We start from the raw sequence: 13,501 nt of genomic DNA on the forward strand, positions 1-13,501 counted from the left end.
ACACATAGTTAGCAAAATTTTATTAATAAGTGTAATGGCTGTTGCGTTTTGATAGTTTCAAATCCTGAAGGATTGAAGATTTTGCACGAATAGTGATGTTGTAGCTCTTATAGCGGCCGAATGGTACCCAACCTACAGACATATCCCAGCAGTGCAGATCCCTGTAAATAGAAAGGTTAGTCATAGACACTTCACGCTGTTTGATGTCGTAGCCGGAGTTGAACTGTATTTTCCACTTAGGTGTAAGGTTAAGGTCACCGTGGAAGTTGATGGTGGCCGAATAATCGGCGCGTTCTCTCTGCTGTTCTTGGTCAAACCGTGTAAAATATTGTAAGCTGAAAGACCCAGCAAAGTTCCATGGAATGTTAAAGTCTACGAAAGCATTCGGATCACGGCTGATACTTGCCAAAGCATTAGCCTGTTCCGGCGTCATATTAGGCATGCTGTTGCGCATGGAATCGATGTTGTCGTTGCGACGTCTTGAGGCATCAGGGTTGAAGCTGTAGTCAAACGACAACCCGAAGTTGGTGAGACGAGCCAACTTACCGTCTTTCAAAGCAAAGCGGTTAATTCTTTCGCCATTGGTGTTTAACGAATAAGGGTCAAACGTACCGCTGAAGTTCAAGTTTATTTTTTCTTTGAATAAAGAGGTTCTTCCCGAGAACGAGATGTTGGACAATTTTAAAGAGTCCGCAGCAAAGTTATAGTTACCACTGAAGGTCAAACCTTGAATGATAGGGATTTTTCGGAAAGCATTACCTTTGGTGGTATCACTGGTGTTGAGAACTTTAGCTTCTATGTTGTTGTCTATCGAAAAGCCTATTCCCATAGATTTACCTTGTCCTGGACCACCGAAGATTCCGTTTTCGAAGATAGAATATTTGGACAGACGCCCTGTTTTGTCTATCCATTCCTTATAGAATCCGTATTTAGGGTCGGAGAAGTCCGGTCTGTAGTTCAGATTGATAGAAGGGGTTACCACGTGGCGGATGGCCTGTATTTTACCCATTTTAGGGTACATACCGTAGATTTTTGTGGACAGCCCTGTCGAGAAAGAGTAATCGTATGCTCTTCTGAATCCCGGCACGGTATCGCGAGCGTCCACATAACCGTTAATTTCGTTTGCTCTATAGTTACGTACCGTTTGCAGATACCATCTTTCTGTATAGTTGAAAGAGGTGTTGAATTGGAAATATTTAAATGCGGTAAGACTTAAGCTGACCGGAATATTATGTTGGAAGCCGTTGGTAAACTTTTGTAGGGTTTCTTTGGAGAATAAGGTAGAGTCTCCAGTCGAAAGGGAGTTTCTTCCTTGTAAGCTATATCCTACGGTAATGCGTTGATACCACTTCTGTTCACCAACACGCTCTTTGGAGTCAAAAGGATTGAAGGTCGCTACGTTCAATGAAAAAGTAGGTAGCTCCAAGTCAATCTTACCGGTGGTCATGTCTTGGCGATGGCTTAGCGTAGAGGTGAAATTCACTTTTCCGTCAGCAAATACTTTTCCGTAGCTGATGGATGAAGACATGTTGTTGCGGGTAAGTTCGCGGATGTCGTAAGTGCTTCCAGCAGCAGAGTTTTGGAAGTATGAGCTGGTACCGAACATCACCGACGCCGAGAAGGAAGTCCCCGGGTTGGCTTCCTGACGCTGTGTGTGGTTCCACGTGAAGTTGAAGTCTTTGGCCCTGCGGAAGTTATCCGACCCTTCTACCCCTGTAGGAGTAGAAGCAAATCTGAAGTTAAATCCTCCATTGAATTTATAGTTTACGACATAGTTGGTCCGTACCCAAGCTTCCCACGAACCTTTGGAATAAAAAGAGCCCCGTAGTTCGGAGTCCCAATAGTCATTGTATGTCAAGTACCAGCCAAAGTCGCGCAGACCAAAGCCTCGTGTTACATCATCCCCAAAGGATGGAAACAAAAATCCCGATTGTTTCTTGTTAGTCTTAGGGAAGAAGCCGAAGGGTAGAGCCAGAAACTTGAAAGGGATTCCTTGAAATACTAGGTAGGATGGTCCCGCGATTATCTGCTTGTCGGTAATTAAGCCTCGTGAGATATGTATGCCGAAGTGCGTATGAGGATAGGGTAGGTCACAGGTGCTGTACATGGCGTCCTTAATGGACAGCTCATCATAAATATTTTTTCGGAGCACGCGTGCCTGTATATATCCTCCGTCTTCTTCGGTCATGATGCCGAAAGTTTTACCTTCCTGACTTTTGTAGTTATATAATAAGGAGTCTACGGCTTTGGGTGTCTCGTTGGGGAAGATAACGACAGGCCTTCCGACATATTTACCTTTCTCGTCATAGATACCGCTGGCATACAACATATTGTTGTTTCTATCCAGACGAATATAGTCTGCCGAAAGCTCAAAGCCTTGGTATTTTACTTTTGCACCTTTGAAGAGGTGGATAATATTTTTTTGTACCTGATTCCACGATGAGTCAGAGGCAACGATAGTTACGACGGTCTCTAGACCACTTTCATTTTTCATGAGAACGGTATCCTGTCCCGAAACTTCTTTGAAGTGATTTTTAAGCGTGTCGGAAGTGTTTTGAAGGGTGTCAACATTGGTCTTTGAAGGAATTAAAACTTGGGAATAACCCATCGTTATCCCTATTAACACAAACACCAAACAGCTTAAAAATCTCGTTACCGTCTTCAACGTCGTTAAATCTTAATTAAACTTGCGCAAAAATAAACTATTACCAACAAAAGTAGTCAAAAAATCAAATAGATAAAGGTGATATTTTTTTAATCTATTTTTACCCTTTATCTTTGTGGATGTATGTGCACCATGCTCAGTGAATCTTATTACAAAAATCTCAAAATTAGAAAGATGAAATTTTTAAATAGTGTTAAAAAAATTAGTTTGTCTCTGTTTTTCCTATCCATCGTTTTTTTAGCTTCTTCTTTTATCTATAACGACAGCCAAGAGGAGAATAAAACTAATCCACCGAAAAAAAATTTCACCGTTGTAATAGACCCAGGACATGGTGGCGACAAGCCTGGAGCATACGGGCGTAAGTCAAAGGAAAAAGACATCGTATTGGAGGTGTCAAAAAAGCTCAAGAAAAAATTGGAAGAAGAGTTGGGCATAAATGTAATCCTTACAAGAAGCACAGATGTTGATGTCCCTTTCCGTACGCGATCGGAGATAGCCAACAAGAATCACGCTGATCTTTTTCTATCCATACACGCCAATTCGGCAAACACCACACGCCGTAAGAATCCCCATGTGGTGGGAACGGAAACGTTGGTGTTAGGTTTTCACCGTATGAGCGAGCAGGATGTAGCCATAAGGGAGAACGCCGATATGTTGTTGGAAGAGAACTATGAGGAGAATAATGCGGACTTAGTGGGGTTCGATCCTAAGGATCCTTCCAGCTATATCATCTTCAAAGTGATGAAACGTCAGTATCGTGACCGCAGTATCCGTTTTGCCTCCCTAATACAAAATGAATATGTGGCTTCTAACAGAGTAAATAGGGGAGTAAAGGAACAGGGATTGGCTGTGCTGGCCCGTGCAAGCATGCCTGCAGTGCTTACAGAGATAGGATTTATCTCTAGTCCTACAGAAGAAGATTACATGCTGTCAGAAGAAGGTCAAAATGAAATTGTGAAAAATCTGTTTAATGCCATAAAAAAGTATAAAGCTACTTCCGAAAAGTAAACATTTTCTATATTTAGAATGTTATTTGTATATTCATTAGGAATATAAATTCGAAGTAACTTGAAAATATCAAACGAAACCAAAGTAGGAGCATTAACAGCCGTAGCGATAACCATTTTGGTTATAGGTTATAGTTTTCTGAGAGGTAATGATTTGTTCTCTTCAGAAAACACATATTATACAGATTACGATAATGTAGATGGGTTGGTAGTTTCCAATCCGGTGATGGTCAACGGCTTTAAAATTGGTCGTGTATCGAAAACCACGCTGATGGATAACGGAAAGATCCGTACCGAATTCAAAATCAAAAAAGAGTATAAAATCCCTTCAAATACTATTGCCCGTATTTCCAGTGATGGTTTTCTGGGAGGGAAGGTTATAGTGTTTGAGTTGGGGAACAGCAAAACGTATGCAAAGGATGGCGATCCGTTGCAGTCGGATGTGCAGGCCAACCTCTTGCAGAAGGTGGAGCCTTTGCAAAAGAAGATTGAAGACCTTGTAGAGAGGCTGGATTCGGTACTCTTCGCAGTCAATACTGCTTTGGATGAAGAGTTTCAAAGAGATTTCAAGTCCAGTCTACGTAGTATTTCCATCTCTCTAAAGAATGTAGAGAAAATCACTACCGATGTGGAAGGTTTGATGGGCTCTGAAAGGGAAAGACTGGCTCGTATTATGCAGAATCTGGAATCTATCACTCATAATTTCAAGAATAATGGTGATAAGATTAACCAGATTATGGCCAACCTAGACCATCTGTCCAGTGACTTGTCGAAGACAGAAATCAAAGCTACGGTGGATAATGCCTATCAGGCGATGAAGGACGTGCAGGAGATCACCGATAAAATCAATAAGGGTGAGGGATCTCTAGGACTCTTGCTGAATGACGATAAGTTGTACGACAATCTGAGCCGCACATCAGCAAGTTTGGATGAGTTGGTTCAAGACCTTAAAACTAATCCGGGAAAATATTTGAAGATTTCTATTTTCGGCAAGAAGGATACAAAATAAATCATGTATGATTATAAAAAAAGCGTTTGATTCATGAATCAAACGCTTTTTTTATTTAATAATATGAAAACTTATTCGCCTTGAGCTCTTTCGATATGAAATTGTACCAAGTCGTCGATTGGAGAACGTAAGATTTTTCCAACCTGCATACCGTATTGGTTTGCTTTTTCTTCCAATACGTTGCGGAAGTTATAAGCCACAGAACCGATACAGTTGAATGTGTAATCTTGGTAATTTGGATATTTGCTTACCAAATTAGCGAAGAAAGCTTCGAAAGCATCATCCACTATTTTGCGAGTGTATTCGATGTTTACATTATTGTCGTAAACGAATTTGCTGAAGCTAGCACAGAAACGGTTTGCTAGAGGTTTAGTATACACGTTGTCCATGATTTCATCCGGAGTAAGCTTGTAGGTTTCGTAGAAAACTTTAGCTACATCTTCCGGCATCAAGCCACGGATAAAGTCTGTTATTAGTTTTTTACCTATATATGAGCCGGAACCTTCGTCTCCTAAGATGTAAGCAGCAGAGTTGATGTTGTGGACGATTTTTTCACCGTCATAGATACAGGTGTTGGTTCCTGTTCCAAGGATAGCTGCAAATCCAGGTTTTCTTCCCAATAAGGCTCTAGCGGCAGCCAACAAGTCGTGACCGATTTCTATTTTAGCATTAGGGAATAATACTTTGAAAGCATCAGCGACGATCTGAGCTTTCTCTTCGTTGTGGACACCAGCACCATAATAATTTACCTCTTTTATTTTGTCCAAAGGTAAATCGTTAGGTAATCCTTTTCTTAAAGAGCTTACAATATAGTCACTGTCAACGAAATAAGGGTTGTAGCCCTCTGTGTTGAAGTAGATCTTCTTGTTGTTGTCATCTAGTAGGCACCAATTGGTTTTGGTTGATCCGCCATCTGCAATAATGATCATTATCAGTTTATTTAGTAGTTATTCAATATTAGTTTTCAACTTAATCTACCCGAAGATACATTTTTCTTTATAATTATCAAGGGTTAGTGGTGTATAAAAAGTGAGTACTAACTAAAAAACCTTGTTTATTCGAAATAAACAAGGTTTTTTTTGAAAAATACTTAGTGTATAAAGTACAATTAGAAGGTTTAATGTCCTGCGGAGCCTTCGATATGATCGATATCAATATTTTGTTTTTTCAGGAATCCTTTCACTAGGATGGCAAATAAAATTATGTAGGCAAAGCCTATAACCGGAACGATATAGGAGTTGTGGATACCGATAATGTCGGCTAGCTTTCCTTGGATAGGAGGGATGATACCTCCACCTAAGATCATCATGACCAAGAAGGCTGAACCTTGTTCTGTGTATTTTCCAATGCCCACAATGGACAGGGCGAAGATAGACCCCCACATGATCGAACAGGCTAACCCGCCGGTAAGAAAGGCGTAGATTGCTACTGTACCTGAAGAAAGTAGACCTATAATCATAGCAGCAAGGCCTAACGTTCCGAATGCGATGAGGGTGGTTACCGGTTTTTCTTTGCTGATAAAAAATGCTATTACCTGTATAGCCACACAGATGGCAAAGAAATAAAGATGCGACATATTAAAACCTGCAATAGTATTTACGGTCAGCACTACACCGAAGGCGATAAAAGGAACTACAGCAGTCAATATTTTCTTTGTTGCACTGGAGAAGTTGAATGCTGTCACTGCCCCTGCCCAGCGGCCTACCATCATTCCTCCCCAATACATAGATATATAAGGTGTAATCTCTGAAGATTGCAGATTACCGAATTCGTCTTGTGTCAACAACTCTCCTAGATTACTGCCGATGGCTACTTCTATACCCACATAGAGGAACAGTCCCAACATGCCTAGGACAAGCTGTGGATATTTCATGGCGCCCCAGCCTTCAGGTGATTTTTGTGCTCTGTTGTAGGCGAAAAGTAAGGATCCTACCACCGCAATGAGGGCACCGAAAAGCAAGGCCATACGTTTCAGCTCCAGTGGATGCATAAGTTCACGGATTTGTGACTGCAAGCTTTCTGCGGTCTGTATGTCCGTTGCTGCTTTCAGCTGGGACTGTAAACTTTCAATATGAAGGGCTGTTTCACTTTTATAGCTTAGGAAGACAGGCGTAAATAAAGCTATCAACAGCAAAGTCATGATGACCAAGGTCTTTTTCGCTTTGTCAGCTCCTTCCATAGGTTCGTTGTTGATACCAGGAGGTACTTTCTTAGAGAAATGGAAAAGAGCAGCAGCGAAGATAAACAGCAATCCTACCGCAATATATAAGTACACGACTTTATTTAGAGGAAGGTTCGAGATTTCAGCATCCGAGATGGTTTCGAAAGTGCCGAAAAGGGCATATCCAATCACAAGAGGGCCTATTGTAGTACCGAAAGAGTTGACGGCACCACCCAAGTTGACGCGCGATGCTCCGGTTTTAGGATCTCCCAACAATACGGCGAAAGGATTGGCTGCAGTCTGTTGGAGAGAGAAACCCAATGCCACAATAAATAAGCCTATGAGCATCCCTAGATAGACGTTTACCTCTACAGCGACAATCATTGCAGCTGCGCCAAAGGCAGAGAACAGAAGACCATAAACAATACTTTTCTTATACCCCCATTTACCTACCAAATCTCTACCTGATATAGTACTAAAAATGAATAGAGCCAATGCGCCTATATAATATGCGCTATAAAAGGCAAAATCAATCAGCTGCGATTGAAACTGGTCAAGGTGGAAGTAATTTTTACAGAAAGGAATAAAAATACTATTTCCTGCAGCAATAAATCCCCAGAAAAAGAATACCACAATAAGGGTATAGAGCGCTGGGTAATTGGTTGGTTTGCTATTTTCAGTCATATGGTTTTAGTTTAAAATCTTATTTTGCAAGTCATAAACGTACAAAAAAAATCTAAATTTCGTATTAGGTAAAACAATTTAGTAGGGCTTTTATTGAAAATAATTGTTTTTGTAAGATTATTTTTTTATTTTTTCTTTGAAAATTCGAATCTATTAGTTTTCTTTGTGCATTCTCAAATTTATCCTATTTCTTGAGTACTATTATTATAATCAAAGATAAGTAGGTAGATACTTAGGACATTTTAGAAAATCATTGAGCCTTATTAGGTTTGATAATTTTGGTAGGTTAGATTTCAAATTGAAAATCCAAAACGACATAATCATAATTCAGTATTAATGAATATCAGTGAATTGAATTCAAAGCTCGTGTCCGAATTGCGCGAGATAGGAAAAGTGTTAGGTATTGCTGACGTAGAGAAACTTCGTAAACAAGAGCTAATCGATAAAATAACGGAAATTGCCAAGCAAGCAGAGGCCGAGGAAAAGACCGAAGAGGCTGCTCCTGCTCCGCAACCTGCTGGCGAAGAGAGACCTCGTAAGAGAACCAGAACGGTTAAAGCGGAACCTGTAGCCGTAACAAAAAGAACAAAAACAGAAGAAGAAACGACGGCGACAGCGACAGCTTCAGAAGACGAGACGCCTGCCGCTTCATCTACCTCTTCTTCAACTCCTACAGAATCTCCTTCTGCTGAATCCGCTGAGCAACAATCCACAGAACCAAAACGATTAGACGCAAATGTTCCAAATACTGACTTTGATAATGTCATTATCAACGAAGGTGTTTTGGAAATCATGCCTGACGGCTACGGCTTTTTGCGTTCATCCGATTATAACTACCTGACTTCTCCGGACGACATTTACGTGTCGCAGTCACAAATCAAATTGTTTGGTCTTAAGACTGGTGACAACGTAAGAGGATGTATCCGTCCGCCGAAAGAAGGTGAGAAATATTTTCCATTAGTACGTATCGAATCTATCAACGGCCAAAATCCAGCAGATATTCGTGACCGTGTTCCTTTTGATTATTTGACACCTTTGTTCCCTAACGAAAAGTTAAATCTAGATTTGGGGGCCAACAACTATTCGACAAGGATTATGGATATGTTTACCCCAATAGGTAAAGGGCAACGTGGTCTCATCGTGGCACAACCTAAAACGGGTAAGACAAATTTGTTGAAAGAGGTTGCAAATGCTATCGCTAAGAACCATCCGGAAGTATATTTGATTATCCTGTTGATTGACGAGCGTCCGGAAGAGGTTACCGATATGGCTAGATCGGTACGTGCGGAGGTGGTTTCTTCAACTTTTGATGAACCTGCAGAAAGACATGTTAAGATTGCCAATATTGTGTTGGAAAAAGCGAAACGTATGGTAGAATGTGGTCACGATGTAGTAATCTTATTGGATTCTATTACACGTTTGGCACGTGCGTACAACACGGTAGCTCCTGCTTCTGGAAAGATTCTTTCGGGAGGGGTGGATGCTAACGCCCTACATAAACCAAAGCGTTTCTTTGGAGCTGCACGTAACATTGAAAACGGCGGTTCTTTGACAATCTTAGCTACGGCATTGACAGATACCGGTTCGAAAATGGATGATGTGATCTTCGAAGAGTTCAAAGGTACGGGTAACATGGAGCTACAGTTGGATCGTAAGTTGGCCAACAAGCGTATCTTCCCTGCTATCGATCTTACGGCCTCTTCAACACGTAGAGATGACTTGTTGGTGGACAAAGAATCGCTACAACGTATGTGGGTATTGCGCAATCACTTGGCAGATATGACTCCGACAGAGGCTATGGAATTCTTGTTGCAGCAGCTTCGCGGTACAAGATCGAACGAAGAGTTTTTGATGAGTATGAATGGATAATTCATATTAAATTGATATTTTTAAGCCGTCTTATGCATGATAGGACGGCTTTTTATTTTAGTGATGAAGAAACATATTCCCAATACAATTACTTCCTTGAATCTATTCAGTGGCTGTATAGGAGTGCTGATGGTGCTGAAAGGAGATTATGCCGCTGCATTATATTGCGTTTTGGCCTCCGGAATTTTTGATTTTTTTGATGGAATGTCTGCGCGCTTGTTGCACGTGAAATCAGCCATAGGGAAGGAGTTGGACTCGCTGGCCGATGTGATTAGCTTTGGCCTGTTGCCCGGGACAATCGTTTTTTCTTTACTGCAGCAAAGTACGTCTTCCTCTTATTTGCCGTATTTTGGGTTTCTTATCACTATATTTTCGGCCTTAAGGCTGGCGAAATTCAATATAGACGAACGTCAGACGACCGACTTTATCGGGGTAAATACGCCGATGAATACCTTTTTGGTAGTTTCTTTGCCTTTTATCGGTGCGCAATATCCGGACATTGTTTACAATCCTTTTGTATTGGTTGTATTTACGTTGGTGTCCAGTATACTGTTAGTTTCGGAGATGCGTCTTTTTTCGATGAAGCTGTCTTCCTTGGGATGGAAGGAGAATCAATATAAATATCTTTTCTTGCTGATATCTCTGGTGTTAATTCTGATATTGAAGGTGATGGCCTTGCCGTTAGTCTTCGTGCTGTATCTATTGTTTTCGTGGCTACATTTTAGCAATGTTAAGAGTTAGTCTTTATTCACGATGATGGTATAGAGACGATCTACCCATATTTTAACTATTGCAGCGCATTCATAATATTCTTCGTCGGCAAACTGTATCATAGAGCTGTATAGTGTGTCGTACATTTCTACATATTCCGGAAAATTGCCGTATATATCCCTGAAGTCATTGACGATGTCGATGATATAACAGTACATGTCGTATTCCACGAATTTCTGATGGTGTAACTTATTGCATATCGTAGGAGCTTTTGCTGCATCGTATCCACTGGAAATATAGGTGTCGCATTCCTTGTTGAATTTTTCCCTAAGAGCTTTTAGCTCGTTCTGTAGGAAGGACCTCCTATCTAGTAGGGAATCGTAAAGTACGTTTAGCTCTTCTTGAACTTCTGTGCTTTTTGAAATTATTGCCATACCTGTTGCCGGTTGTTTTATCTATAATAACAACCTTATTATGTTAAGGTTTTGTAAAATATTGATTTTTAATATTTTACTAGTAATTATAGCTTAAGCTAAAAGCCGGAATAAACTTTTCTTTTACACGACTGTCGTTGATATAGGTGCCCTTCAGACTTAAAGTAAACAATGGTTCATTGTATTTGAATAAATTGAAATCGAAATTCAGATATGCACTGAGGGATTTCGGCGCGAAGGATGATTCATGCACATTCAGATAGTCTGCTGAAAGCTGCGTGTGGATACGTTTGACATAGGCCAGCTGTCCAATAGATAGGTCTGGATAAAATAAAGGAAGACGGTAGTCAAACAGCAAAGTGTTCTTAACAAGATTTCTTGGCAGATAGGAGAATCCGTCAGGCAGTGGAATGTCGTAGTTGTAGGAGAAGTTTCCTTTAGCTTCTTGTAAGCCGAAGCGGGCCTGCAAGCTATGGTTCAACATCAATCCAGGAAAGTAGAAGGAGGTTCTCAAAGCCCAAGAGATGTGATCTCCTTCCATAAATGGCAAATGGCGGAAGGTGAGGTTGAAATTCTGTCCCCAGCGTGGAGCTAGATCCATAGGAGCCATCATCCAGTTTCTGTTGAAATACAGCTGATAGCTTAAAGGAAATTTGATTTTATCCATAAATCGTGTCAGGTTTATGGATACATCATATCGTTTAATATAGTACGTGCCAAAATTAAATCCAAAGGAATAGACTCTATGGCCGCGGTAAACGCTGAGGGGAAGTTGTATCTCAGCGGTGAGCTGATGTTCGCGATAGTCAAACCGAATGCTGTCTTTATTGTTGGGTACTTGGGCCCATCCGAATTTGCCGGTATTTTTGTAGCCTACGGTGAATTTTGGGTAGTATTTCTGAAAGGTTATTTCCCCTAGGAAAGTGTTTTTGGCGAGTTCTATCTCTCGTTCGTAGCCCACTTTTATTCTTGTGGTGTTCAACACATCGTTGGATAGCCAATAGATTCCAGGCTTATAGTTGTCGAAGCTTTCGAAGTCGTTAGCGCTGATGGTGAGGCTATGAAAGTTTATGCTATGAGGTAGGGTGCGATAAGGTTTTATAGCATTGTCCAAGCTGTCAGGAGTGAAGGTTTGTTCGGCAGCAGAGAAGGAGTTTTGTCTGTCAAAAAGAGTCTCGGCCTTTGTAAGTGTGGTAGCATTTTTTGACAGATCCGCCATAGAAATCTTGTTGATTTTGAACCCTTGGGAGGTGTATTCGCTAAACCATACAACTGTGCTGTCGGACGTGGGGTGGAAAGCTCCATAACGGCTTTGCGTCAGGGGATAAATGTTTCCGTCTCTAAGTACGAAGATCTCGTCTTTTCCTTTTTGGTTTACCTTAAATACTATGTCATGGCTAGCATAGGAGGGTCGTTCTAATTGCAGGTTGCTCCATTCCATCAAGGGGGTTATTGTTTTGTTGTAGCGGTCGATTTCGAGCAATGTAGTTCCTTTTCCGCTTACACCTATACATACAAGCTTGGTTCCCTCTTCATTGAAATAAGGTTGTTGGATGTGAATATCGTTTGGCATCACTATGGAATCGAGTTCTATACCGGAGTTAATGTCGAGAAAAGTTAAAGCACTTTTGTTGTCCAGTCCTACTTTTACACAGGCAATCTGTGTAGCATCCGGAGACACTACAGGTGTATATAAGCGGCTTGTTAGGGTTAGTGTTTTTTTGGTTTTGGTCTTGCAGTCATAGATATTGATGATGTTGTAAGTTTGTTTGGAGAAGCGGCTATCCTTACGGTATTCGTCCCATACAATAAGATTGTTGTGTATATGGAAATAAGGCATAAGCTGCACGCCGGTATAGATGATATGTTCTACTTTCTGAGGGTTGAGAGTATGGAATTTAACTATTCTTTGAGGTCTTTGGTTGTTTCTTTGTATGGCATACATATATTCTCCAACCCGCTGTGGAAGGAGATAATGGGTAGGATACTTGTCATCGAAGGTAAGAGGAGGAGCGGTATTTGTCGCTTCCTCAGGTGTCCATTTTTCTTTTAGATGGTCTATGGTTTCGGCAAAAAGAACACTCGCTTTGGCTCCATGATGTTTCTTTAACGCCCGCTGAAAATTGAAAGGTCGCAACAGATTTTTACGCATATCCTCATAAATTTCCAAGTGAATTTCGGGGTTCTTTTCATAGAGCATACTATTCATGAAGTACCCGATTGTATAGTAGGTAGGGGTAATGTCTTTGTAAGAACCATGTACATATTTGTTAAAATCGTACTCTTTCCCTTCCAGAATATTGGCTCTTAACTCCATGTTCCAAGAGCTTAAACGACCTCTTCCTCCTTGGGAATATAAGGTTTCCTGCAGCACGGCGTCGCCTTCATAAAACCAAGAAGGGAGGTGGATACCGAAGAAAGCTAGTGCTAAAAGTTCGCCGAAAGGTTGATGTATTTTTCCTGTCAATTTGTCAAATTGAATAACGTGCTGCATTTCGTGTAATGCCAGATTGGGAAGCCATTCCTGATTGTCGGCTATGGCGGAAGGAGTCGAAAATAGTTCGGATTTTCGGGGAGCGAGCTGCACAAAACCATTTTGATTGACGTGATGTTGTTGCAAAATAATGCTGATCTTACGCGGCTTTACCTTTAAACTTTGAGAGGAAATTTGCAAATAATGGTCTATTTTATGAGCTAGGGCAGGAGCTTCATCTTTGAATTCTTCAGGAAATATAAGTCGAAAATTTTCCCTGTCAATCTGCATCCATTTTACATTAAAATGTGCTTGGGAATTGTCAAATACTTGACATTTTGCAATATGTAAAGTTGTTGTTAAAATAGTTATTGTTAATATATTGATTATTATGTTTTTAATGTTCATGTTTTGATTCTTTTTGGTATAGTGCTAATATATTTAGTATTTTGTGTTTGGTATGTTTAAATAAAAAGTTTAATTTTTAT

The 13,501-nt window shown here is 40.6% G+C and carries 9 protein-coding genes; 4 read left to right on the forward strand and 5 right to left on the reverse strand.

The window, feature by feature from the left end; all coding sequences use genetic code 11:
• Positions 1–22 precede the first annotated feature (22 nt).
• Positions 23–2,608, reverse strand: a complete 2,586-nt coding sequence (locus tag ABD873_RS00345; protein ID WP_345063068.1) for a putative LPS assembly protein LptD — start codon at positions 2,606–2,608, stop codon at positions 23–25.
• A gap of 231 nt (positions 2,609–2,839) precedes the next feature.
• Between ABD873_RS00345 and ABD873_RS00350 the strand changes: the two genes are divergently transcribed.
• Positions 2,840–3,673, forward strand: a complete 834-nt coding sequence (locus tag ABD873_RS00350) for an N-acetylmuramoyl-L-alanine amidase family protein (protein ID WP_345063071.1) — start codon at positions 2,840–2,842, stop codon at positions 3,671–3,673.
• Between the two features lie 60 nt (positions 3,674–3,733).
• Positions 3,734–4,681, forward strand: coding sequence for an MlaD family protein (locus ABD873_RS00355; protein WP_039053148.1), 948 nt, complete (start codon positions 3,734–3,736; stop codon positions 4,679–4,681).
• 71 nt (positions 4,682–4,752) lie between these two features.
• Here ABD873_RS00355 and ABD873_RS00360 read toward each other — a convergent pair whose 3' ends face one another.
• Together ABD873_RS00360 and ABD873_RS00365 are read right to left on the reverse strand one after the other, a co-directional pair.
• The gene (locus ABD873_RS00360) at positions 4,753–5,610 is read right to left on the reverse strand and encodes an N-acetylglucosamine kinase (protein WP_345063075.1); all 858 of its coding nucleotides are present in this window, start codon (positions 5,608–5,610) and stop codon (positions 4,753–4,755) included.
• A 188-nt stretch (positions 5,611–5,798) separates the two neighbouring features.
• Entirely contained in the window at positions 5,799–7,526 is a 1,728-nt protein-coding gene (locus ABD873_RS00365) for an MFS transporter (protein ID WP_345063078.1), read from the reverse strand.
• 336 nt (positions 7,527–7,862) lie between these two features.
• On the opposite strand from ABD873_RS00365, the gene rho reads away from it, so the two are divergent.
• Positions 7,863–9,395, forward strand: a complete 1,533-nt coding sequence (gene rho / locus ABD873_RS00370) for a transcription termination factor Rho (protein ID WP_345063081.1) — start codon at positions 7,863–7,865, stop codon at positions 9,393–9,395.
• Between the two features lie 36 nt (positions 9,396–9,431).
• Positions 9,432–10,136: a CDP-diacylglycerol--serine O-phosphatidyltransferase gene (pssA, locus tag ABD873_RS00375; RefSeq protein ID WP_345063084.1), complete on the forward strand. Its 705-nt coding sequence runs from the start codon at positions 9,432–9,434 to the stop codon at positions 10,134–10,136.
• Here the strand turns inward: pssA and ABD873_RS00380 are convergent.
• Together ABD873_RS00380 and ABD873_RS00385 are read right to left on the reverse strand one after the other, a co-directional pair.
• The gene (locus ABD873_RS00380; protein ID WP_345063087.1) at positions 10,133–10,540 is read right to left on the reverse strand and encodes a hypothetical protein; all 408 of its coding nucleotides are present in this window, start codon (positions 10,538–10,540) and stop codon (positions 10,133–10,135) included. The genes pssA and ABD873_RS00380 overlap by 4 nt on opposite strands.
• 79 nt (positions 10,541–10,619) lie before the next feature.
• Positions 10,620–13,304 carry a hypothetical protein gene (locus ABD873_RS00385; RefSeq protein ID WP_345063090.1) on the reverse strand — a complete coding sequence of 895 codons (2,685 nt, stop codon included), beginning with the start codon at positions 13,302–13,304 and terminating at the stop codon, positions 10,620–10,622.
• Between the last annotated feature and the right edge of the window lie 197 nt (positions 13,305–13,501).

This window comes from Sphingobacterium thermophilum, from assembly GCF_039541675.1.
Lineage (GTDB): Bacteria > Bacteroidota > Bacteroidia > Sphingobacteriales > Sphingobacteriaceae > Sphingobacterium > Sphingobacterium thermophilum.

Bases quoted from the DNA above. Each gene is read 5' to 3' on its own strand.
- ABD873_RS00345 (WP_345063068.1), bottom strand. From the start codon at position 2,608: ATGGGTTATTCCCAAGTTTTAATTCCTTCAAAGACCAATGTTGACACC.
- ABD873_RS00350 (WP_345063071.1), top strand. From the start codon at position 2,840: ATGAAATTTTTAAATAGTGTTAAAAAAATTAGTTTGTCTCTGTTTTTC.
- ABD873_RS00360 (WP_345063075.1), bottom strand. From the start codon at position 5,610: ATGATCATTATTGCAGATGGCGGATCAACCAAAACCAATTGGTGCCTA.
- ABD873_RS00365 (WP_345063078.1), bottom strand. From the start codon at position 7,526: ATGACTGAAAATAGCAAACCAACCAATTACCCAGCGCTCTATACCCTT.
- rho (WP_345063081.1), top strand. From the start codon at position 7,863: ATGAATATCAGTGAATTGAATTCAAAGCTCGTGTCCGAATTGCGCGAG.
- pssA (WP_345063084.1), top strand. From the start codon at position 9,432: ATGATAGGACGGCTTTTTATTTTAGTGATGAAGAAACATATTCCCAAT.
- ABD873_RS00380 (WP_345063087.1), bottom strand. From the start codon at position 10,540: ATGGCAATAATTTCAAAAAGCACAGAAGTTCAAGAAGAGCTAAACGTA.
- ABD873_RS00385 (WP_345063090.1), bottom strand. From the start codon at position 13,304: ATGCAGATTGACAGGGAAAATTTTCGACTTATATTTCCTGAAGAATTC.